Genomic DNA, 24,417 nt, shown 5'->3' with positions numbered 1-24,417 from the left:
AGTCTATAATTTTGGATAGATAGTTTGAAAAAATTGGTAATGGTCCTTTAATCCTTCATAAAAGAAAAACACCTCACTGTCCAATCCCAATTTCCGATTCGTTTGAATCATCCCTTCTAAAAAAGATTCCGAGGGGACATAATCATCTACCTTTAGCAGAACACCGGGTATAAACTTTTCCTTTAATTCTTCTGGTACAAATTCCAAATTCGACTTTATGGTGGCCGTATAGGCATCCAAATCATATCGATACACTTGAGGAATGATATAATCTACCCATCCATTTTTAAGCCAAGTGGGCCAATTTTGGAGATATTCCTCCTTGCTCCAAGGATAAATACTTGGGGCCATGGATACGGTAACATTGGAATCTTTGGCCTTTACCGTCTTATAAATACGTTCTGCAAATGAATCCAATTTGGTTGCTCTCCAATCAATCCAATCTGGGTCTTTGTAATCTTTTGGTGGAAGCTTACCATTATGTTCCTCTTTATAAAGCGCAATGGTGTACGGATCGTAGCCCGCAGTAGATGGATTTGCCGGTAAACGATCATCGCCCTGAATTCCATCTATATCATACGTATCAATGACTTCCGTTATTAGGGACAGTACAAAATCCTGTACTTCCGGATCAAAGGCATTCATCCATTGAAATCCGTTTTTGGATACCAATTTACCATCGTAATTTAAAGCTTTCCACTCAGGTTTGGCTTCTAATATTGGTCCGCCATCCTCTTGTTTGTAACTACTGGAAAAACCAAACTCAAACCAAGCATGAACCTTCATTTGATTCTTATGGGCCTCATGGATAAGTTCCTTTAAGAAATCCCTTTTGGCAAAACGTGGCATAATTTCAACGCCGAACCTATTTTTCATTACGCTACTAGGGTACAAGGTATATCCGCGGTTCCAGACCACAACGTAGATGTGATCCATACCAAATTTTTTACAGTTTTGCACCACTTCCATAATTCCTTCTTTGGTATCCAATGCCTCACTGGCCACATTGGTCAACCAAAAACCCTTTTGGTTTTGCGCAAAAGCCTGTAGCCCGAAAAGAATACATGTAATCAATAAAAGTTGCTTCACCCCTTTCATAACTTAAATCTCCAAGGTTTTACTTACCTGTAAAAGAGCTCTGGGCACATGGAAACAGCCTTTCCACTTGCCTCCTTTTAATTTTAGAAGGGGCTCTCCCCTCCTATTCAGATAGCCAAACCATTCGCCTCCCTTGTCCGAGTCCCTAAAATGGTTCCATGTATATTCATGCACCTTTTCAAACCATTCTTTTGCCATGGAGTTTCCGGTCAGTCGAATGGACTTTGCCAAGGCCACCAAAGTCTCTAAATGTACCCACCACAACTTCTGGTCCCATTCCAGTTGCTGGGGTGGATTTCCTTTGGCATCCAAAAAATAAAAAATGCCATCATGCTCCTTGTCCCAGCCAAACTCCAATTGCTGAAACATGATTTTCTCCGCTTTCGCGATAAGTTCATTATCCCCATTTTTAGCTCCCAAATCCATAAGGAACCACATGGCCTCAATAGCATGCCCGGGATTTAAAAGGCGTCCTTCAAAACTATTTACCAACGTACCATTGGGTGCAATATTCTCATATACCAAACCCGAATCTTCTTGGTAGAATTTGTTTAAAATCAGGTCTGAAATTCCTTCTGTGAGCTGAGCGACTTGCTCTTTTTCCAACAAATGATCCAACTCCAATGCCAGATTGCACAAAATCATGGGTAAGGCGAAGTTTTGCATCTCACGCGTTCCGGGATAGGTTTTATCGTATTTCCCCTTCGGGTTTTCTTGTCTTTGTAGAATGTTTTGAAATGTAGCTTTGGCAATGGCGGCGTACTCCTCCTTGGGGTCCAATTTATAATAGGCGCCAAAGGCCATGGCCGCAAAACAATCTGAAAAAATATTATAGGCTTGCACCAAAGGGCGACCCTCTTTTGTCAAGGAGAAATACCAGTTACCTTGGGCATCCCGCCCATTTTTTTTCATAAAATCGATTCCCAATTTAGCGGCATCCTTCCAATTTTCCTTTGCTTCCACCTGAGTAAAAAGCGTTGAAAACATCCAAGCTTGTCGCGCTTGCAGCCACATAAATTTATCGGTATCAAAGACCTCTCCGTTTTCATTCAAGCATGTAACATATCCCCCATGGACGGTATCCAATGACTTTTTTTCCCAAAAAGGAACTACCTCGTTCAACAACTCGGTTCTATATAATGCGGCATACTTTTTCATTTCCATTTCAATTCTCTTCATTAAAATATTCCATATAGCGATTGTACAAATGACCTGCCTGTAGATAAGCCGACTGCGGACTCATAAAGTGCGAAAACTCAAAAGTAATAGCCTTGGAACACCCTGCTTTTTGTGCCGCTTTCAACTTTAAAAGCATTTTTTCAAATTTGATGGGTAGAAATTTGATAGGCATATCGCGATCAAAGGATTCAATATTCGTCCAAGAATTCAACCCATATTTATCGGCCAATTCTTTGTTGATATTTAAAAAATGCTCCAACTCATGGTAGTCTACATGACCATCTTGGAAAGCCACTGTATCTACATCATTCTTGATACCGTCAAAAATCTCATCCCATTCCTGATAGTGCGTTTTTAGGGACACCATATCCTGTTTGGCCAGCTTACCTTCCGCGGCTAAAACGGCTTTTTTACCGTCTATCCAAGGAGATATCATTACCGGCAAACCTCCACTTACATCCTTGCATTGCCTGCCCAAACTGGCAATGGCCTCTACGGAACCTTTTGTTTTTCGGCTTAACTCCAAGCTCAAATACCAACCTTTAAAGGCGTTGTAATGCCCATATTTCCTGTAGGCTTCCTCAATGACATATTTGTTGCAATCAAGCTCATGTAACATGTTACCGGTTTCCCAGTAAACACCACTGTCGTAAGTGCCAAAATAAAAGTCCATACCGTGTTTTTCGGCCAGTACAAGGTACATTTCCACTAAGTCCGTAAGGGGCTCATAACAACCCTGTTGTTCAATCAAATAGGTAGATGGGTAGGTCAAAAAACGTTGATAACCCGAGCGTATCAAAAAAACGGTATCGATTCCCATTTTGGCCATATGCGCGAAATCTGCATCCCATTCCTTTACACCCCAATTCTGGTGGGGAATGTCGTGACTGATTTCATCTAAAAAAGTGCCGCTAATCTTTAGCGGATGTTGTATGCTCATTAAAGGTTCTTTAGGTTGTTCCACCAATATTTTTTAAGTAATGCCGAAGTGAGAATAAGTATGGCGCACCAAACGATCATTTCAGTGTTTTCCCTTAACATAAAATATATGGGAATGACCACCTGTGCCATTTGCCAAATAACACCCACCACCACATTAAAACTGTCTCTTTTAAAATCCTTGTTGGGAATAAAATCCGGGTTTTCCGCTAAAACTTCCTCTTGTATGGGTTTCCAAAAACCCCAAGGTTTTGTCCTTTTATAAAATTCCTTTACCTGTTCCCTATTGGTCAAGGGTTGTAAATAGGTACCGATAATACATCCTACCATAGAAAACAAGAGGATGACCGGAAATACGAAAATATCTACGTATTCAGGAAAAAAGAACAATTTAATGGTAGAAGCTATGAGACCAAAAAGCATACCCCAGAAATATCCCATCCCCGTAAATCGCCACCAAACCCACTTAAGCACATTGGCCGCTACATACCCTCCATAAAGAGCTGAGCTTAACCATAAAATCAATTGATTTAGCGACCCGGCATTAAAACCGAAAATAATACCTACAACAACTAACAGTAGAGAAGAGAGAATACTATAGTGTACCAAGCGCTTATCCGTAGCCTTTGGGTTGATGTATTTCTTATAAATATCATTGACTATATAGGCCGGTGCCGAATTCACAAAAGCGGCAAACGTACCCATAAAGGCAGCTAAAAACCCGGCCAGCATGAGTCCTTTTAATCCTACCGGGAGAAATTTATTGATAGCCATGGGCAATACTTGCTCAAAATCTATCACATCTCCCATAGCGGTTATTTCCGGCCCCATATGTACCAAGGCCAAAACAGCAAAGCCAATAATCATAAAGTAGCGGGGAAGGTATAGCACGCAAATGGTCAAAAAGCTCATTTTAGCAGCTTCGGCCGGGGTTTTCGTAGCTAAAATTCGTTGCATATCATAACTGGGAACGGGGCCCGCGGTAGAGGCCAAAATTCCCTTTAACACCATTAAAATGAACAAAAGTCCGAATAAATCAAACCCATCTTTCGCAATTTTGGAATCTACTTGTGGAAAGGGCGTGCCACTCCAATCCAAATCAAGGTTCCAACCAAAAAAGAGATTTTTCCACCCAGTAGGTACAATTTGATTGAGGGAAGCTACATCTACTGTATTATAGGCTACGACACCCACACCAATGCAGGCTATAGTCATAACCACAAATTGCATAACCTCTGTTGCCACCACACTGTGCATACCTCCCTTTATGGTATAGAGCGAGGTTAGCCCACAGATAATCAAAGCGTAGCTTTTCGCAGAATCCACTTGAAAACCAAATACCTCAAAACCAAGGTCCCAAGGTAAAATGGTGGTGCTATATTTACCAATACCCTCAAAAAAATAAGCGATAAACCCTAGCACGCTTATTACGGCGAAAACAACGATTATGATGTGCGACAGTTTTGCTCCCCGCCCATCACCAAAGCGAAAGGTTATCCATTCTGCACCTGTCATTACATTGGAGCGGCGCATCCAAATGGCTAAATACACAAAAACGAATACTTGGTTCCATACGGGCCAAAGCCAGGGTAACCAAGCACTTTTTAATCCGTAGACAAAAAGTATACCCACCGTCCACATAGTACCAGATATATCGAACATGCCAGAAGCATTGCTCAATCCCAAATAGTACCAAGGTAATTGATTACCACCCAAAAAATAAGACTCTAAATTTTTGGAAGCTTTGCTGGATAAATAAAAACCCAGGAGCAGTACTCCAATCACATAGGCCGCTACTATGGCAATATCAATGTAATGCAATGTCATTATCTCAGGAAATAAGGTAGCAAAGTATTATAAGAAAACATAAAATGTAAAATTTTTCAACTGTGTTCACGAGCACACATTACAAATGTATACAAAAATTGTATTTTAGCTACTATTTTTTATACTAAACATTAATGACCAAAAAGAATTATACCCTCAAAGAAATTGCCCAACTAGCGGACGTTTCAAGGGGAACGGTAGACCGAGTTTTACATAAAAGAGGTAGGGTTTCAGAGGAAGCCCAAAAGAAAGTAGAAAAAATTTTAAAGGATATAGATTACAAGCCCAATCTATTTGCACAATCCTTGAAAACCCATAAAAACTATACCATATGCGCCCTTATTCCCGAGGACTCAGAAGGGGAATATTGGCAACAATGCGCCAAGGGAGTACAAAAAGCTGAAGAAGAGCTAAGACAGTTTGGGATTTCTATTTCTTATGTTAGGTATGTTAGTACCCTAAAAGAATTTAAAACCAAATTTATAGAGGCGATAGAACAAAGCCCGGATGCATTTTTGATTGTACCCGTTTTTCCTGAAACCTTTAAAGATTTATATCACAAAGCAGAAGAATTAAAAAAGCCTATTGCCTTGATCAATTCTGAAGTAGAAGGCTTGGAACCGGTGACTTTTTTGGGACAAGCGTACAAAAAGAGCGGAAAAATTGCCGCTCAATTAATGAGCTATCTCACTTCGCCTAAAGAGGATGAACAACTATTGGTGATGCATTTGGGAATTAAATCAGGTCATTCAAGCCACTTAACTGAAAAAGAAGACGGTTTTAGAAACTTCTTTGCCACCCATCATCCAAATACCACTATTAAAACGATAAGTTCTGCCAGTGTAGAGGATTTTGTAGATACCGATTTTGACCTCTCCCACGTGGCCGGCATGTATGTCACTACCTCTAAAATTCATCAATTAGAAGGGATTTTAAAGAAGCATCCCCATATCCAGGCAATTGGTTATGATCTAACTGCAAAAAATACGGCGTGTCTCAAGAAGGGAACCGTAAAGGTGCTGTTAAATCAAAATCCGGAACTGCAGGGGCATCAAGGAATCACTTCGTTATCCGAGCTATTGCTTTATTCCAAATCTATCCCCAAACGCAATCTTTTGAGAGTAGATATCGTGATTGCGGAAAATTTAGATGAATTTTCTTAATTTACATCGCACCATAGAAAGCTAACTATTAATTCATTACCTAGAAATTTAGAAAAATGAAGTACCTTACTTGTACCTTGGTGGTCATTTTAACCACCCTCCAATACCATACCGTGCAAGGGCAACAAAATGACTTTATAGATGACTTTTTGGTACGATTGGAAAACTCCAAGAAATACATGGTTTTGGTTGCCGAAATGATGCCTGAAGACTCCTATCATTACAGGCCAACACCTGAATCCCTCAGCTTTGCAGAAAATTTGCTACATGTAGGTTTTGCTATGGACTTCCATTGCCAAACTCTTCTAGGTGAAAGAGCTCCTAAAGATTGGCAGACAGATACTGTTTACAAAACAGAAGGTAAGTCCAAAAAAGAAATGATTTCACTTATAGAAAAGACCTTTGACGAAACAATTGCCTTCCTTAAAGAATTTAATCCAGAGAGCTTTGGAGATGAACTCGATTATTTTGGACTTACTAGAAACAAAAGGCAAATAATTCTTTTATTATCTGACCATATTACACATCACCGAGGTCAGATGTTGGTCTACCTTCGTTTAAATAACATAGTACCTCCAAGATACGTTCTTTACCAGTAATTACTTGTCTTTTGAGCATTCTGCCAAGGTCCTGTGACCACTATGCGAGGTTAATTTATATTGTCCATTATATTGGCAAAAACGTATTTAGAGTTTATCTCCCATTTTTAACTTGAAGATAGTCTTGATGCTGCTCACCTCCCTTTTAAACTGCAAATCTTTTCTTGTGGCAAAATAAAGGGTATTCTCCACTTTGGTGTTTCCCTTCCAAACAAGCTTTAACCGCTTGTCGTACAACTCTTTTTCCACCAAAAAATCCGGCACTACGGCCAAACCATTATTGCCACTTAGACTTCTAATAATAGAACCGATGTTGGGCAAAATATAATTAGGTTTAAAGTCCGGACGCTTTTTAAAATTGTCAAACCAGAAACGTGCAAAATGTTCCATCTCATTGGAGGCACTGTACCAAGTCTTACTTTTTAAGTCACTTTCAAACAATGCTAATTCCTTAGTTTCCAAAACCCTATTAATTTTTTGAACATCTGTTTGATTACCGGCTACCAGAACAATAGTTTCCTTTGAAAAAGCCTCATATTCCACCAAGGTGGATTTATTGTTCATTTTGGGTGTAATGACCAAATCTAACAATCCATTGTTTAAGTCTTTAATCAATTCTTGATGGTTACCGAATTTGGCTACTAGATCGAATTCAAATTGGCCTATTTCGGGTTCTAGAATAGCTTGAAAAGTTTCGGTACACATACCAATATGCACGGATGCGGTATTCTCCTTTGATGTCTTTTTAAAGTGCTGCTCTGCACTTATAAGCTTCTGAATAGGATCGGTTATAAAATTGTACAGTTGCTTTCCTTCCTCCGTCGGAATCATTTTCCTTGAAGTACGTTCAAACAATTTTCGCCCTACGTAGGATTCCAAAGCATTCAAATGTAAGCTAACACCTGGCTGAGATGTGAATAAGGACTTGGCCGCTTTGGTCAACGTATGGTTCTCATAAATTGCTACAAACGTCCGATACCATTCAAAGTTTACCATTCTATTATAATTATAATACAAAGGTATAATTTATATTATTTTATTTATAGAAATAGAGCGTATAGTTTTGTGATTTAAAACAATACGAGATATGAAGAAAATTTTTATAATAAACGGCGGATTTCCCTTTGCACACTCCCCCGGTAAGTTCAATAAAACCCTTGTAGAAACTGATGTTCAATACTTTAAAAAGTTTAAAAACTTTGAAATCAAAATTACAGAGGTTGGGGAGCCCTATAATGCCAAAGAGGAAGTAGAAAAATTGAAATGGGCAGACCTCATAATTTTTCATACTCCCATTTGGTGGTTTCAATTACCATTTAAGTTTAAGGAGTATTTAGACGTAATTCTTACCGAAGGTCATCAAAAAGGCATTTATGATAGTGATGGAAGAACCCGAAGCAATCCGGCAATTAATTACGGTACCGGTGGCAGATTACAGGGACGAAAATATTTGGTAACTACCAGTTGGAACGCGCCAGAAGAAGCATTTACTTGGGACGGAGAGTTTTTTGACCAAACTAGTGTTAATCAAGGTATTCTGTTTGGCTTTCATAAAATGAACCAGTTTATTGGTTTGGAAAGGTTAGATACGCTACACTTTCATGATATGGAAAAAAATGCGGATGTTCCAAAAGAGCTTAAGAGGTACACTGCGTTTTTGAAGAAACATTTTGAAGAGGAAACGGTTCTACTATAATATATAACCACCAAATTGGTGGTTTTTTTGTGTCCTCTTACGTTTTATATGAAATTTATTTCTTGGATTTGGGACTTACCCATCTAAAACCAAAAAAGCCTGAAATCCCGCCCAATAAGGCCCCAAAAGGGATGGTAACAAAAAGAAATATCCAGCCTACGGCTACATAACCTCCTCCGGATGCCGCTCTTTCTGCATCTTGGGCATCTAAATACTCACACACCCAAAACAAGCCAAAAAAACCAAGAATACCTCCTAGTATCATTCCCACACCAATCACCGCCAGCATTAATAGAATTCTTAAGGTTTTGTCCATAGGTAAGTTGTTGTTGGCAACGCGCTAATCCAATAACGGTTGCTCTTACTTATTTATTGAATTTCACCTATTCTAAATTCTAGTTCTTCGTAAAAATTTAATACTAGATAAAAATAAAAAAGTCATTTAGAGCAGTACAGTACAGGATGGTATTCCAAGGGATTTGAAGTAATATAGTATCCGAAAGGAGTGATACCCTTTTGAGTTGTTTGAGTTAGTTTAATGTAAAGGGGACAAATGTTGTTTTTTGTCCCTTTTTTTCACCATATAAACCGGACCAAACCAATCGTTATTCTGACAACCAACCACCTAAATAGTGAAAAATCCCGACCAGAAATGTTCACCACATTTCTACGTCGGGATTTTTAGTTTACGAACCTTACGCGCTTCTAAAGTCTATAATCCAGTATCCTTCCAGCTTTTAGAGTTGGCGGAGTTAATGACAGCTTCACATACTTTTTGGGTCATCATGGCATTTTTGAACGTTGGCTCACAAGGTTTGCCTTCTTCCAGACTCTTTAGGAAGTCCGCTACCTGATGAACAAAAGAGTGCTCATAACCAATGGAAGTACCTGGGATCCACCAACGGTCCATATACGGCTGATCACCATCCGTAATCAAAATCTGCTTCCAGCCCCTTACAACGCCATCATCTGCATGATCGAACATTTCTAGATAATTCATATTGTGTAAATCCCATCGGAGTGAAGCGTGCTCCCCGTTTATTTCCAAGGTGTACAAAGCCTTATGTCCCCTAGCATAACGCGTGGCTTCAAAAAGGCCCAGCGAGCCATTTTCAAAATGGCAATGGAAAATACAGGCGTCATCTATCCCTACTTTTTGTTTCTCTCCTGTTCCTTGGTGCACCCTTTCCTTGATAAATGTTTCGGTAACGGCAGAAACATCCTTAATCGGTCCGTTCAACCACATGGCGCCATCAATACAGTGTGCCAATAAATCCCCGGTTACCCCTGATCCGGCGGCATCCACATCCAAACGCCAAAGGGCCTCACCTCCCTGTGGTAGATCGGGACTTATGGTCCAATCTTGAAGGAAATTAGCCCTGTAGTGAAAAATCTTTCCCAGCTTCCCGGAATCAATAATATTCTTGATCAGGGTTACAGCAGGAATTCTCCTGTAATTGTAGAAAACTGTATTGGGCACCCCTGCTTTTTCAATGGCATCTACCATTGGTTGGGCTTCCGAAACAGTACGCGCCAAAGGTTTTTCACAAAGTACCATTTTACCCGCCTCGGCTGCGGCAATGGCAATATCCGCATGCATATCATTGGGTGTACAGATATCCACTGCATCAATATCATCCCTTTTGATTATTTCTCTCCAGTCCGTTTCATAGGATTCATAGCCCCACTGTTCGGCGAACGCCTTTACCTTTGCCTCCGTTCTTGAGCAAACGGCTTTCATGACCGGCTTGTATTTCAACTCAGGGAAAAAGTCTCTAATTCGGTTGTAACCATTGCTATGCGTTCTAGCCATGAGCCCCGTACCGATCATTGCAATACGTAGTTCTTTCTTGTCTGACATAATAGTTCTGTTTATAGTTTAAAGTTGTAGTTTTAATAGTTATAGTAGCGGACGTAATACCTTATCGATATAAACGCCATCCTGTTCTGTAACACCATCAGGATCTACAATGGCCCGATCGCACTCGTCTTCTACAATGATCCAGCCTTCAAAATTGCTCTCCTTCAAGTATTTGGTAATACCTTCAAAGTCAATGATCCCCTCTCCCATTTGGGCCCATTTACCATCTTCGAACATATCCTTGTAATGTACACAATTCACAATATCTCGGTACTCTTTAATCACCTTCAAAGGATCCATACCTCCTTTGGCCATATGCCCTACATCCGGGGTATACTTAATTACTTTACTATCCAATCCGTTCAAAAGAATCTTATAATCCTCTTCTGTTCGGTAAATGGACCCCATTGGGGAATTAGGGTGGTAAGAGCAAGTAATACCTTCTCCAGCTGCCCTATTGGCTATTTCATTGACACAACTCAATAGGTTTTGTTGGCGCTCTATTAGATTTTCTCGGTCTTTACCTGGCATTTGTACCAAAAGAAGTATAGCCTCCGGAAAGTATTTCATAAACTCGATCCACTGGTCGGCGTTACGCTTTTCTTCTGCGGTTTCTTTAGGGTTTCTCCAATCTTCCACATGACATAGAACCGATAGTTCAATATTGTTTCGGTCCAAAGCCTCCCTAAAAACCTTTGGGTCAGTAAAACCGTTCATAAAACCAGTGTCCGGCTCAATACTTTTAAACCCAGATTGGGACATAACTCCCAAAATATGTTCCAGTTTGTTTTTATAAGTCTCCCCGGACATTGCCCAGGTATATGTTTCGCAACCTATTTGTATTTTTCCCATTGTCTAATGCATTCTTTCAATTAATAATTCATGTTTAACCAATTCAACACCCGCGTGTTAAAGTCGTCCAACTTCTCCCAATGAAAGGCATGACCCGCATCCTCATATAGATGTAATTCACTTTTTGAAATACCATGGGCCACCTCCTTGGCCATCCACTCCGGAATGAATTGATCCTCCTTACCTCCAATAACTAAAGCCGGTACTTTTATGCTTGGCAATTGCGCGACCACATTATGGGAGATACAGGCATGTGCCTGACCTTCCAAACCATGTAAGGGTTGCTGAATTTCTGCTAAGGCAGCTTCTTTTTGACCTTGTATGAGTCCGTCATATTCCTGATCATCATCCCAAGTAGATTTGTGAAATATGAGGGTCTGTACAAAATTTGAAAAATGTTCCGGACGTAAATGGGCCTTTGCATGCATCATGTGGGTAAAAATGGCTTCGGCCTTGCGATCGCAACTTGCCCAAGGGCACATAAGTACCAAGGCATTCACCATATCTTGATGGCGGATAGCCAATTGCAGTGCAATGGCTCCCCCCATAGATACACCTACGATGGCGGCATTCTCAATTTCCAAGGATTTGAGAAGCGCAGCACCGTCATCTGCCATTTGAGCTGTGGTGTACGGCCCCTCGGGCTTATCCGAAAGCCCTACCCCCCTATTGTCAAATAGAATACATCGATAGTTTTGCTCCCAGAAAGAAACATGTTTTTCCCAAACGGAATGGTCTGCCGTTATGCCCATGATGAGCAATAACGGCTTACCTTTTCCTCTTTCTTGATAGTTTAATTTAATTCCGTTAACTGTTGTGATAGGCATTTGTTGAGTTGTATGAGTTTAAAATGGTGGTCATAGGTTATTCGCTCCAGCCGTGCATATCACGAACTTCCACCAACTTGGCCAAAATATCGTTCCACGTTTGTTGTTCATACATTACCTCATTATCAAACATACAGCCATCCCAACAAATATGTTTAAACTTCTTGGTTAGGTTTCCATTACCGTCCCTTAACCAAAAACCGGCATCTTTGGCCACATCCAATTTTCCGTTAGGATCAGTTGCCAAACAATGTCTACCGGTTTTATCATGGGAGCCAGTGCCGTGAACTGTTCCGTCATTTTGGGCTACATGAAAATCTATGGTCCAAGGCCTTAAAGCATCTGTAACTGTTTTGAGTCCTTTTTTTAAGGTAGCCCTATCAGACCAATCGTAATTTTCAGGTAGTATTCTGTGTTCCGGTGCATTATACCCCAACAAGTATAATAATGTATGTGACATATCTGCCTGGAAACCAATATTTGGTCTATCTACAGCTTCCAACGTTTCTACCATATATTTCCAACTGTGCATACCGCCCCAGCAGATTTCTCCTTCGGCGGCTAACTTCTCGTCATAATCGGCTGCTACATCACAGGCCGCCCTAAATGTTTCGGCTATTAATTGGGTATTTTTTTTAGGGTCTTTGGACCAGTCCTCCGGTCCGGAAGCAGAATCAATTCGTATAACACCATATTGCCGAACCCCATGGTCCTTTAAAACCTTTCCAAAGTGGCAAGCTTTACGGACCAGTTCTACAAATGTTTTTCTGTCATCATCTGTACCTAATGTTGGTCCGCCCCAAATTGGGGCAACCAAACTCCCCACATTTAAGTTGTAACCCGCTATTTTGTCCGCAAGCCTTTTGATATCATCATCAGACATATCAATATTAATATGTGGGTCTAAAAGGCCTAAATCCACCCCATCAAACTTATTACCATTAACTTCCGCAGCAGCGGTCATTTCAAGCATTTTGTCGAATGGAATCACAGGCTGGGAATCGGGTCCCTTCCCCACGATTCCAGGCCAAGTGGCGTTATGTAGTTTTGGAAAATTAGTATTCATATTCTCTTTTTTAGAATTCAACATTCATTTTCTATAGGTTGAGTTGTAAATCCGGATTTTCCGGTCCAAAATGTTTCAACATTACGATGGGATCGGTTGAACTAAGGTTGGTGATGGTAACACCTTCCTTAGCAGCCTTTTCCGTAACAAAATATTCATCGTGGGTCAGTTGGCCGTACCGGATCAAAGAAGGAGTTTCTATATCCCACTCTCCCATTTTACCATGACCTTGCATCATGATCATACCGTAACAGGCGCTATCCTTAATGGTAACCGTTTGCCCCGGAAGTACTGTGAGTTCCTTGGCACTAAAGGCATCGGAACGATAACAGATCCATTTGTCAATATACCCTTTTGCTTCCATTTCTTCAAGTGGTTCCACAGGTATTGGAGCCATAAAACGGGTTTCTAGCATATTCGGGTCTGTATTCAATTCCCAGTCTATTACTTCCATTAACTGATCGTAATCTCCTTTTCTATCTTCAGGAGTGCCTTTCCAAAGCAGTTCCTCAGGAATTATAGCTTCATTAACCAATGATTGGTACATGGCAAATACGTCTGATGCCTTTTGCGGCTCGTACGTACACATACTTCCTGGTGCGTGCAACATTCCCGGCGGTACGTCCCATCCGGTCCCCGGCTCCAATTTAAATGCCGAAGAATAATTGGTAATCTTATTATCCCCTTTGGCAAAGTTCATTAAACATTCTTTGATCTGTTCCTTAGTGGTACCGGGCGTTATACCAAAAAAGGTATAGGGAAAATCTCCTCCATGATTGTTCACTTGAGGTGGAAAATAATAAGCTTCAGGTTTGCCTTTCTGCCCTACTTTGGCGGCATGCTCATCATTGTGGTGAATATGATGTGGTAAGGGTCCCATATTATCAAAAAATTTGGAGTACATGGGCCAACTTTTAAATTCGTCCCATAATCTATCACCTATAATTTCTCCTTTAAGCTCATCTATAACATCCTTTAGTAAAATCTGAACTTCCTTACCGTCATCTTCAAGGACCACATGGCTCAATCCTTCGTTTTTTCCCGTTAGAGGTCCATTTTCGGCCGGAGTGGTGGAAGAAAACCAGCGCTCATCTATACCTCCTCTTTCGCCTCCCAACACATAATAATCGTCTGGATGCAGTTTTATTCTTCTTCCCGGCACACAAAATGATCGAGGTACCCAAGTTGGCGTCAAGCGCAAAATTCCCTTGCCTTGTTCCAATGCTTTTTCAGCCAATGTTGCCATATTATTTTTTGTTTAAATGGTTTAGTTAAATTGAATTAATAAAATCTTGTATTTCTTTGTTCTTCAAAATCTCGATTTGCAAATCATATTCTTTAGATGCTCCTGGAGCTAAATAAATTATACTCCCATCTTGTTTTGCTTTTTTTTGACCAATAGGCGGATGTGTGGCAGGCTCCAAGGCCGTAACATATTCTCCCTCACCCCAATGTTGCCAATTGACCAACCATGGCAATTGTTCCTTTTTGAAGCTTACTCCTACGGCCAGATTTAATTTTTCATTGTAAAGAGCACATTTGCAATTGCCATCCTTATCCGATGTAACATCAATAAATGCAACATCTTCCCCTGTTCCCGAGTGTGATTTCATGGGAGGCGGGCAAACCTTGAAATTGTTCCCCGCTTTAAAAACTTTTTTATCCGTATCCGGTGTTGGGGATTCCCACGTACCTTCCCAAATAATTTGGGTTCCTTCATCCACTATGGGCCAACCAAAATTAATGTGGTATAAAACCATGTGTGGGACTATGGTATTTCCTTTGTTGATTACCTCGTCGGACACCTTAATTTTAGCTTCACCGAGTTTACCCGAAATAGTTCGCCTTAATTCCAAAGACGGACCAAAAACTTGGGTTTCCCTAATTATACCAGTAATGCTCATTTCTAGTTTTCCGGCACTTAAATCGGGTTGGTCAATAGCAATAATTTCTGCAGGTGTATTGCTGATGCGACCATGAACACCCCGGTGTCCATTTTCATCATCTTCTGGGCCACCTACATGCGATAGTCCACAAGTGGTTACTAATCCGCCACCAAAATTTCGCAACCAGCCAATACCTTGATCAGAAAATCGGTCTGCAGGCATGACACCGGAATGGCTTAACCATGAAAGGCTGTACTGGTTAAAAAATGCATCTGCAATATCCATAGCCCTGTCCAAAAGAACCTTGTAACGCAACCCTGTACCGGTATTGATCCAGGCAATGCGGGAACCTCTGCCAAGGCCATTGTCTAAAACGGAAGTCTCAATACCTCCAATTTGAGCCGTATTACCGACCTTATTTTTAACTTGTAAGAGGGAATTTTTTTCTATCATGAAAACGTTGTAGTAACCGTATTTTAAAAAAAATTAAAGCTCCTTAAGGCGAATATTCCTATACTCCACTTTCATTGGCGGCCCAACATGTACTTGTACTCCCAAGTGCCCCGAGCTTTTTCTGTTTACCTCATCTTCATCGGTTACGTCACTCATCAATACGCCATTTACATAATGCTGTAAGCGATTTCCCTTTATGACCAAATGTACTTCGTTCCAGTCCTCAAATTTTATTTTGGTCTTTAGGGAATCAGATTCACCTAAAGAATCTACCACTTCCCTACTCTGCCAACAGTTTCTTTGTACATTGGCCCTTAGAGAGCCTTCCTCATCCGGATTGTCTTGGGTATTAATGATAACTTTCTCCCCTCTATAAGCCAAGGTGGCTCGCTTTTTCTCCTCGTAATTTTGACCTGTATATCTTATTTTACCATCAATATCTGCCTGATATCCCCTAAGTGCATGTGGGATGGTATCAATTTTATCACTTCTATAGTTGATTCCGCTGTTGCCCGCTTCCGCAATTTTAAATTCCAACTTCAATTCAAAATCACTGGGTTGGCCACCTTGCCATACGATAAAGGTGTTGTTGTCCAATAACGTTTCCGGGGTAACTTCACCAACCAGGTTTCCGTTCTTAACACTCCAATAATTGGAATCCCCTTCCCAACCATCCAATGTTTTTCCGTCAAAAATGGAAACAAACCCCTCTTGATCAGTGGATGAACTCTTTGTCTCCTCGGTTACTTTTTCCTCTTTTTTGGACTCCTTACAGGACTGCAATACCACTAAGGACAAAAAGAGAAGCCCAACTACTTTTTTAATATTGTATGCTTTCATTTTGGTTATTTACTAGTTATAATTCGGTTCAGGTTAATTTTCAATTAATAAGCTCAAAAGCTATTTCTTGACCTTTAAATGTCATAAAACCTGTACGCTAACCGCACAGGTTTTTAGACTTTAAACACCTTACTATCAATTCTTTAATGCACAATGAAAATTTAGATACGTTCCTCATTAAATCTGACATTTCTGAGCCATCTGCATCACTTATTCCGCAACGGCCTCATCTGCACCGGCAAAAATTGGATTATCCTTATCTCCACCGGCCACTAAATAGGCCAAAAGGTCCTTCACCTCATCCGGCCCCAATCTATTAATTGTTCCTGGAGGCATCAATGAAATGGTTGACATCTTAGTATTCACTACATCTCCCTTAGGTATGCTTCTAATAACATCAGGAGCGTAAGGATTCTGACTGATTTTATATTCGGAACCGTTCTCGCTAATCAACCTACCCACAACAGAATTTCCATCCTTAAGGGTAAATACCGTGGAATTGTACTGGTCTGAAATTACGTCATTGGGATCAATTATCGCCTTCATCATATCTGCAGGAGAGAAACGGGTACCTAAATTGGTCAAATCCGGACCAATACTCTGTCCTTCTCCCTTCATACTATGACAGGTGATGCAATTGGTTGCCAAAAACATATTTCTTCCTTGTTCAAAATCCCGATTTTCAAGTCCGCCCGCCAAAAGAGGCTCTATATCCTCCTCTGACCAGTTTTTTCTCGGACCCTTTGGCTGTACGGCATTGGAAACCAAATCATTACCAGAACTACTCAAAAGAGAATCGCCGCTCATTTCATTGTAAAGTTCAAACTGACTTTTGGAAACATTGGCCAAGGCCCCTTGCCTTGCTTTATCTATGAATCCAATGTAGCTTCTTCCCGCTTTGAAAGAAAATGCCTTATAGAACCACTTAAAGTATTTCTCCCTTAATTCGGGTGTCCACCCATTGGTAGCCCCACTCAACACTGTACCATAATAGGTGTTTTGTGCCGGAGGCATATTCTTAAGGGTTTCGGCTATATCCATCCCATATTGTGGATTACGCAAAATCAAATCTGCTGCGTCCGTGGCCGAATTGGCCATCACATCCGCATTTTCACCTTGGGGATTTTCCAAAAGCGCCAATGTTTTTGAAACCACGGTTGGTTCCCCCACATACACTAAGGTCTTACTTAATAACTGGTTAAGAACATCTGTTTCCGTTGGGTAATGTGAAGCCAAATAATCACGCACCAACTTTTGCGAACTGGCATTTGGTTTGCCCATTCTGGATAGGGTCAATTCAATGGCACGAACCAAATCTACCTGTTCCGATGTACTAAGATTTACATAGTCTATTCCCGTTAACGATTCGAGTAACTTACGTTGTTGTGTAGCATCACCTTGTCTTGCCAAAGCAATGGCACCTTGAGTCTTTTTAACGGCACCTTTTTCATCATATACCTTTTGCTGCCAAGTATTTACAGGCTGATGTTCCAAGGCAACCCTTGCCGCATATTGTAAAAAGCGGTCGTCGCTGTCCAAATGTGGCCAAGCGGCCTCTACCGCACCTTCTTTGGGACCTAGATGATAGGTTTCCAATTCTTTCCTGATCTTATTTTCCTCCGTTTGCTCCAATGCTACGGCACTTTCCGTATCTGTATCTCCATCATAATACACTCTGTAAAGGTCTGAATCCAATCTTCTGCCCCCGGTCATAAAGTACATAGCACCATCAGGACCAATGACACCATCTGTAAGAGGCAAAGGCAATCCGCTCAAAAATTCTTCCCGAACGCCTTTATAAGAAGAACCTTGGGTCTGTAATTCAATACCGTAAATGATTCCAAAACTCCAATCAAATGCAAAAACGCTACGCTTGTACTTGCTTGGAAACTTGGCATTGCTACCGTACATCACATTGGTAGGTGAGCCTTGTCCTATGTTCATTAATGGTGGCAGGTTATCAGGATAGGCAGGTGCCCATTTCCCATTACCTGTTCTCCAACCAAATTCCGCTCCACTGGTTACATGACAAATACGCGTGGGTCGGTACCACGGCATGCCCAAATCCCACTCCATATCAGAATCGTACACAAACATATCACCTAGCTCATTAAACGCCAAGTCATAAGGATTTCTAAAACCGGCAGCGACCAATTCCCAATTTTTACCGTCAGGATCGATTTTCGCTACCCAACCACCTGGTGCACCTCTATCGTTTGCGTGACCACGTGGATCCTTAATTTGAGGAAAAAGGTTGTCATCTGCCCAGTTTTTTGGTAACCTGTAGGTATCAATTTCCTCCGGCAGGTCTGTATGGTTACCGGCAATAACATACAGTGATTTACCATCCGGAGAGGGCACAATACTGTGTGGCCCATGCTCCCCGGCCCCTTCTAATTTTTGAAGAAGAGTCACTTTATCGTATTGATCGTCATTATCCGTATCCTGAAGCCTATAGAGACCACTACTCTTCTCAAAATCTTCATTGCCCCAGTGATTGATCATCACGTACAAACTATTAAAAGCATACAGAAGACCTTGGGCGTAACCCATTTGCACCACGGAATCTGCCACTTGTTCCCCTGTCTGAATCTTAAGTTTTTCAATCTTTGGAGTCAGATTTTCCGAACCAATTTCAGGTACTTCCATCCGATACAAAAAGCCGTATTGGTCAGATGTAATTAACCTTCCCTTATCGTCAAAGGCCATGGAAACCCATGAACCCGTTCCGGCTTCCCCAGGACTGTATAAAAGCTCTGCCTTAAAACCAGGTTGCAGTTTTAGTTTGGCAATTTTTGGGTCCTGATTTTCGGTAGAATCTGCCTCTTTTGAAGTTTCCGTACCACAGGAAACAACCAGTAGCAGCATAGCTAAGAGCAGAAAAGAATTCTTGATCATTTGGTAATTTTTAAAATTTATTTCCAGTTTGGATTTTTACGCCTCTGAAGTTACTAAAAATTAGGATTCAGTTCAGATTCAGAAGCAGGAAGGGCATAAAGCTCCTTAATATTTGAAAATGCATTGCCCCTAGGTTCTGCCCCAACCGGATAATAATAATCGTTTGGGGTTGCAAATACACGATTGCCAAAGGCCGTTATGACATCTACAGCTCTTCCAGTTCTTACCAAATCAAACCAACGCTTGTTCTCAAAAGCAAGCTCCACTCTTCTTTCGTTAAAAATGGCTTCTCCCAAATCACCTGTATGGGCTCCTAAACCGGCACGTGTACGAACCTGGTTAAGATACGTAATAGCTTCACCATCCTTACCTTGCTCATGAAGGGCTTCGGCCAAAAACAATAAGACCTCTGCATATCTATAAACAGGAAAGTTTACACCGTGATTAAAATGTAGGGCATGCTGTTCTACATATTTTTTGATAATGGGATAAACGCCATCATTCCAAAAACTTTCCCTAAGTTCTATGTACATAATAGATGCATCTTCCCTTAAATCACCATCTTCGTACGCAGCAATGATATCCGGTGTTGGAATGTTGTTTCCTTCCCCGTTAATAGGTTGTGCATCTGAGGTACCGAATAAAGCACCCACTTCGTCCGCCTCAATAGGACGTGGAAGAAATTGATACATAAAAGAACTTTGTAGTCCATCAGACCCTTCTCTGTACTGAACTTCAAAAACTGATTCCGAATTGTTCTTATTATCGCTATTGCCGGAAAAAGCGTCTTCGTAATTGGGCATTAGCATGTATTCATTACTGCTTACAACTTCTTTTAATAGCGTTTCTGCTTGGGCCCATTCTTGGCGAACAATATGAATATTCGCCAATAAAGTCCGTGCGGCCCCTGAGGTGACACGACCGGGCTGCTGAGTTGATTTTGGGGGCAATAACGGAATGGACACTTGGGCATCCTCTATGATCTGCGCATAAATGGCATCAGAAGTAGATAAAGGCAATGCTGCGCCTTCACGGTCTACCACTGGCTCAAGGTGCATAGGAACCGAACCAAATAATTGTACCAAGTCAAAGTAAGAAAATGCTCTTAAGAAGAGTGCTTGCCCTTTAATGTTTGCTTTCACCCCAGCATCAAAATCGGCTTCATCAATAGTTACCAAAATTTGGTTGGCGCGGGCAATAATCGAATAAAGGTCTCTATACACGTTTTGTACATGAACATTGGCAGTAATACCATTGTCACTAGGAATAGCGTGATCCGCAATATCTTCCTGCTGTTCTGTAGCACCAAAAGCGGTGTTTCGCGCATAATATGTATTATCGGAACTCATTTCTGTTAGGTAGTTCTTAGACAGATTATACATATTTCGTAATGGCTCATAAGTGGCGTTGATCGCCTGCGTAAAATCTTCCTCCGTTTGAAAAAAGGTTGGTACACTTAACGAATCTTCCGGAAAGACCGTAAGCTCATCTTCACACCCCATCAAAAGGATGCCAAGAAAACCGAAAATTATAAGTATATTTTTCATTTTATCAATTTTTATATTTCCTGGGATTGAATGAATTTTCTGAAGCATCTATCAAAAATTTAGGTTGAGACCTATGTTAAAGATGCGAGGTACGGGATATCCTGAGATATCAACACCTGGTTCTAGGTTTCCACCATCTCCCTGCCCATTGTTCTGAACGCTAATCTCAGGATTGGGTCCACCCCAATATTTGGTGAATATGTGCACATTTTGAATCGATCCATAAATCCGGGCCGATTTAAAATATTTATCTAAACTTGGTATGGTATAACCTAAGGTGATATTTCTGATGTTGAAATAAGATGCATCTGCAACAAAACGGTCATTGATCCAATCTCGCTCAATTCCGGTTACATTACCCCCTCCTACTGTGGTACCGTAAAATCCTCTTCCAGGATTTTCTTCTGACCTAAAGCGGTATTTCACATCATCCAAAAGGTTGAACACACCATCTAGATTCGTTGTACTGTACAAATGCCTCACCAATAACTCGTTACCTTGTGAACCTGTACCAACTACGGAAAAATCCCAATTACCATAAGTAACCCTATTCGTGATGCCGTAAGTAAAGTCCGGGAACGGATTACCGGTAATAGCACGATCGTCATCTATACCTCCCCTAGTTATGACACCATCACCATTCACATCTATAAGTTTAATACTACCTACCGTAGATCTACCAGGTACTTGGGGCGAACTATCCAAATCTTGTTGGTTCAAGTAAACCCCATCAGATAGGTGTCCGTAAAATTGGGCAAAGGGTTGCCCCACTTGGGTAATATGCCAACCACTGGGACCAAATACCTGATCGATACCATCGGCCAAGGCTACCACCTCATTTCTGTTAAACGATATGTTCGCACTCGTTGTCCACCTGAACTTTCCAGTCGTATTAACAGTATTTAGAGAAAATTCATGTCCCCAAAACTTAATTTCCCCAATGTTGTCACTAAAGTTTGAAAAGCCAGATTCTCTAGGCACCTGAATGTTAAACAATAAATTGGTGGTATTCTTAGTATAATAATCATAGATGAAAGAAACCCGGTCATTAAAAAGACTTAAATCGAGTCCAATATCAAATTGTTTGGTGGTCTCCCATCCCAAATTAGGATTGGACAAAGAGTTTACCGCGGCACCTTGGGCAAAAGTATCCCCAAAGACGCCATTTACCGTTCTACCAAATTGCTCGTTACCTACCAAGGCATATTGAGTATAATTACCAATATTATTGTTACCGGTGACACCATAGCTCCCTCGGATTTTCATTAATGATATGGTCTCGGAATTTTCCAGGAATGACTCATCGGATACTACCCATCCGGCAGAAACCGATGGAAAGGTTCCCCAACGATTCTCCGACCCAAATCTAGAAGAACCATCGCTACGTATGGATGCGGTAAATAAATATTTACCCATATAGTTATAAGTCAACCTTGAAAAGGCAGAAACTAACGTATTTTCCTCAATTTGGTCAAAAGTGCCATTTCTATTGATATCTGCTGCACCTTGAACAACAGGAAGCCTATCATCGGCAAAATTGGATGCTTCAAGCCTGTTTCTATCCAAACGGAACTTTTGATAAGCAAAACCGCCCAGCAAGGAGAAGTTATGGTCACCATAAGATTTGTTATAGGTGGCAATATTTTCGTTCAACCAAGAGAAGGTATCCCTATTGTCCCAGACCCCTTGATTATTGGTAGGAACTGGACGGTTGATAGCAGAAGTTGCATTGGTAGGGCTAAAATACTCGTAGCGCTCCCGATAGAACTCCGCATTTAAGCTTGATCTAATACTTAAACCCTCAATTGGTCGCCATTCCATATAGGCATTGGACAACAAATTCAAATTTCTTGTCTCATCCTTAATACGCTCGGCTGAATTTAACCAGTTTGCGTACGCAAAGATATTTCCGGTTTCCGCTGGAAACCTATTGAATTCTGTTCTGGTACCATCTTCATTATAAATAGGCATGATGGGCCAAGTATGTAAGGCATTGAATAAAATACCTGTACCCCTGGTACCATCGGTACGGGGTGTTCTATCTATGACCCAACTAGGGGCAACGTTCAAACCTATCTCAACCTTATCCGATAGATTATAATTTAAATTCGCCCGCAAAGTGTATTGCCTCCAATCACTGCCCAAAACAACTCCGGTACGATCTGTAAATCCGGCTATCATGGAACTGCGAAATTTTTCATTGCTAGAGGAAACTGCAAGGCTATAAATGGATTGAGGTGCCGTACGAAGCATGGCATCGTACCAATCGTTGGTTTGGCCCTCATATTGTGATGGGTTTTGAAAGATTTCGGGAACAGGATCCCCTTGGTCTTCATAGTACTCCTTTTTAAATTGAGCGAACTCCACTGCATCCATCATATCTATTCTACCTCTTTCAGGTACGTTTTGAATACCCGTAGAAACATTAAAACTCACATTGGTCTGCCCAGGAACACCTTGCTTTGTGGTCACCAATACAACTCCATTTGCCGCCCTTGAACCATACAGGGAAGTAGATGCAGCATCTTTTAAAACTGAAATACTTTCAATTTCTGCCGGATTGAGGGTATTGATATTCCCTGCTATAGGGAAACCATCCACCACATAAAGAGGGTCACTTCCCCCTGAAATAGACAATTGTCCCCTAATACGAACATTAATACCTTCGCCTGGCTTACCCGTAGTTTGGTTGATTTGAACCCCGGCCAATTGACCCTGGAGTTTCTGGGTTACTTGGGTAACTGGTATATCGGCCAATTCTGCGACTTTTACCGTTTGTACAGACCCTGTAACCTCTCTTTTAATTTGTGTACCATATCCTACCAAGACTACTTCTTCCAAAGCTGTAGCGTCTTCAGTCATGGTAGCATTGATTAAGGAAGCCCCATTAATAGGTATTTCTTGCGTGGTGAAGCCTATATAGGAAAAGACCAGGATTGCATTACTGTCCTCTACATTAAGACTGTAGTTACCGTCAAAATCCGTTACGGTACCGTTGGTTGTACCTTTTTCAATTACGTTGACTCCTGGAAGACCGTAGCCATCATCAGCAGAAGTTACATTTCCCGAAACGGAAGAACTTTGGGAATAGGAGTTAACAGATAGAAACAAGGCTAAAACCAAATACAAGGTTTTTAACCCAAATCGATTGTGTTTCATAATAATAAATAGTTAGTTAGTGAAAAGTTGAGTAATCAAATACGTTCAGCTTGTAAATGATTATGACCAAATTTATCTTTATCAAACGTTTTCGCTATCCTGTACTATCCTGCTAAAATCATAATTTAGCTTATGTAATTTTCATAACAACCCGGTTTTTATATAATTTAATTATTGAAAACACACCAAAATGACACAAAAAATGTAAATCAATCAAAAGAAGTTAAAAGAACAATGACAAATCCCTTATTTTGCAGGCTCACAAGTATTTTGTAAAAAACATCCTTTTAAACAGCTAGATTAGCAAAGTCAATATTCCATTAGTTTATGCGATAATTGTTGAATTTTTATTGGATGAAGAATTACTTTTAATTAACTACATAAACCTACCTATGACGCCTATTAGATTTTAAAAAATTATAAGAATTAAAAAGTACTTTATGTAATTATAGCTATTGATCTGAACTTATTCTCCTAGTCCATTTCTAGAAAGCCCACTCAATTTGTACTGCAGGAATCAATAAAAT

19 protein-coding genes and 1 pseudogene are annotated in these 24,417 nt (G+C 40.7%); 4 read left to right on the top strand and 16 right to left on the bottom strand.

Features of this window, described 5'->3' with window-relative positions; translation table 11 throughout:
• Positions 1–3: 3 nt before the first annotated feature.
• Genes BIZ36_RS14850 through BIZ36_RS14835 form a run of 4 tightly spaced genes read right to left on the bottom strand, consistent with a single transcriptional unit; the run spans position 4 to position 5,043 of the window.
• Complete coding sequence (locus BIZ36_RS14850; protein ID WP_222937409.1) at positions 4–1,098, bottom strand: glycoside hydrolase family 10-like protein; 1,095 nt, start codon at positions 1,096–1,098, stop codon at positions 4–6.
• Between the two features lie 3 nt (positions 1,099–1,101).
• On the bottom strand, positions 1,102–2,277 hold the full coding sequence (locus BIZ36_RS14845) for a n-acyl-d-glucosamine 2-epimerase (RefSeq protein WP_286174817.1): 1,176 nt from the start codon (positions 2,275–2,277) through the stop codon (positions 1,102–1,104).
• Complete coding sequence (locus BIZ36_RS14840) at positions 2,264–3,217, bottom strand: DUF4434 domain-containing protein (protein WP_187458678.1); 954 nt, start codon at positions 3,215–3,217, stop codon at positions 2,264–2,266. Before BIZ36_RS14840 ends, BIZ36_RS14845 begins: the two co-directional genes overlap by 14 nt.
• A complete protein-coding gene (locus BIZ36_RS14835; RefSeq protein ID WP_187458677.1) occupies positions 3,217–5,043 on the bottom strand; it encodes a sodium:solute symporter family protein in 1,827 nt (608 codons plus the stop codon). The genes BIZ36_RS14840 and BIZ36_RS14835 overlap by 1 nt, the downstream gene beginning before the upstream one ends.
• A gap of 134 nt (positions 5,044–5,177) precedes the next feature.
• On the opposite strand from BIZ36_RS14835, the gene BIZ36_RS14830 reads away from it, so the two are divergent.
• Both BIZ36_RS14830 and BIZ36_RS14825 read left to right on the top strand, forming a co-directional pair.
• Positions 5,178–6,206, top strand: a complete 1,029-nt coding sequence (locus BIZ36_RS14830) for a substrate-binding domain-containing protein (protein WP_187458676.1) — start codon at positions 5,178–5,180, stop codon at positions 6,204–6,206.
• A gap of 56 nt (positions 6,207–6,262) precedes the next feature.
• Positions 6,263–6,805 carry a DinB family protein gene (locus BIZ36_RS14825; RefSeq protein ID WP_187458675.1) on the top strand — a complete coding sequence of 181 codons (543 nt, stop codon included), beginning with the start codon at positions 6,263–6,265 and terminating at the stop codon, positions 6,803–6,805.
• Between the two features lie 87 nt (positions 6,806–6,892).
• Here the strand turns inward: BIZ36_RS14825 and BIZ36_RS14820 are convergent, their stop codons facing one another.
• Positions 6,893–7,801, bottom strand: coding sequence for a LysR family transcriptional regulator (locus BIZ36_RS14820; RefSeq protein WP_187458674.1), 909 nt, complete (start codon positions 7,799–7,801; stop codon positions 6,893–6,895).
• Between the two features lie 91 nt (positions 7,802–7,892).
• Here BIZ36_RS14820 and BIZ36_RS14815 point away from each other — a divergent pair, with 91 nt between their 5' ends.
• Positions 7,893–8,501, top strand: coding sequence for an NAD(P)H-dependent oxidoreductase (locus tag BIZ36_RS14815; protein WP_187458673.1), 609 nt, complete (start codon positions 7,893–7,895; stop codon positions 8,499–8,501).
• Positions 8,502–8,556: 55 nt separating this feature from the next.
• On the opposite strand, the gene BIZ36_RS14810 is transcribed toward BIZ36_RS14815, so the two are convergent.
• Positions 8,557–8,817: a hypothetical protein gene (locus BIZ36_RS14810; RefSeq protein WP_187458672.1), complete on the bottom strand. Its 261-nt coding sequence runs from the start codon at positions 8,815–8,817 to the stop codon at positions 8,557–8,559.
• A 248-nt stretch (positions 8,818–9,065) separates the two neighbouring features.
• Between BIZ36_RS14810 and BIZ36_RS21325 the strand changes: the two are divergent.
• Positions 9,066–9,134, top strand: a pseudogene (locus BIZ36_RS21325) (hypothetical protein); the annotation flags it as partial.
• Between the two features lie 79 nt (positions 9,135–9,213).
• Here the strand turns inward: BIZ36_RS21325 and BIZ36_RS14805 are convergent.
• From BIZ36_RS14805 to BIZ36_RS14760, 10 genes are all read right to left on the bottom strand, one after another.
• On the bottom strand, positions 9,214–10,362 hold the full coding sequence (locus tag BIZ36_RS14805) for a Gfo/Idh/MocA family protein (RefSeq protein ID WP_187458671.1): 1,149 nt from the start codon (positions 10,360–10,362) through the stop codon (positions 9,214–9,216).
• Positions 10,363–10,401: 39 nt separating this feature from the next.
• The gene (locus BIZ36_RS14800; RefSeq protein ID WP_187458670.1) at positions 10,402–11,214 is read right to left on the bottom strand and encodes a sugar phosphate isomerase/epimerase family protein; all 813 of its coding nucleotides are present in this window, start codon (positions 11,212–11,214) and stop codon (positions 10,402–10,404) included.
• Between the two features lie 20 nt (positions 11,215–11,234).
• A complete protein-coding gene (locus BIZ36_RS14795; protein ID WP_187458669.1) occupies positions 11,235–12,041 on the bottom strand; it encodes an alpha/beta fold hydrolase in 807 nt (268 codons plus the stop codon).
• Positions 12,042–12,078: 37 nt separating this feature from the next.
• A complete protein-coding gene (locus BIZ36_RS14790) occupies positions 12,079–13,107 on the bottom strand; it encodes a sugar phosphate isomerase/epimerase family protein (protein ID WP_187458668.1) in 1,029 nt (342 codons plus the stop codon).
• Positions 13,108–13,138: 31 nt separating this feature from the next.
• Complete coding sequence (locus BIZ36_RS14785; protein ID WP_187458667.1) at positions 13,139–14,353, bottom strand: class I mannose-6-phosphate isomerase; 1,215 nt, start codon at positions 14,351–14,353, stop codon at positions 13,139–13,141.
• 25 nt (positions 14,354–14,378) lie between these two features.
• Entirely contained in the window at positions 14,379–15,446 is a 1,068-nt protein-coding gene (locus tag BIZ36_RS14780; RefSeq protein WP_187458666.1) for an aldose 1-epimerase family protein, read from the bottom strand.
• 33 nt (positions 15,447–15,479) lie between these two features.
• Entirely contained in the window at positions 15,480–16,286 is an 807-nt protein-coding gene (locus BIZ36_RS14775; protein ID WP_187458665.1) for a 3-keto-disaccharide hydrolase, read from the bottom strand.
• Between the two features lie 210 nt (positions 16,287–16,496).
• Positions 16,497–19,184, bottom strand: a complete 2,688-nt coding sequence (locus tag BIZ36_RS14770; protein ID WP_187458664.1) for a c-type cytochrome — start codon at positions 19,182–19,184, stop codon at positions 16,497–16,499.
• A 53-nt stretch (positions 19,185–19,237) separates the two neighbouring features.
• A complete protein-coding gene (locus BIZ36_RS14765) occupies positions 19,238–20,731 on the bottom strand; it encodes a RagB/SusD family nutrient uptake outer membrane protein (protein WP_187458663.1) in 1,494 nt (497 codons plus the stop codon).
• 51 nt (positions 20,732–20,782) lie between these two features.
• Positions 20,783–23,890, bottom strand: coding sequence for a SusC/RagA family TonB-linked outer membrane protein (locus BIZ36_RS14760; protein ID WP_187458662.1), 3,108 nt, complete (start codon positions 23,888–23,890; stop codon positions 20,783–20,785).
• Positions 23,891–24,417 lie beyond the last annotated feature (527 nt).

The organism is Cytophaga sp. FL35 (assembly GCF_014349235.1).
Lineage (GTDB): Bacteria > Bacteroidota > Bacteroidia > Flavobacteriales > Flavobacteriaceae > Euzebyella.
The sequence above is the reverse complement of the archived record's forward strand: the minus strand, read 5'-3'. Positions and strand labels throughout refer to the sequence as shown.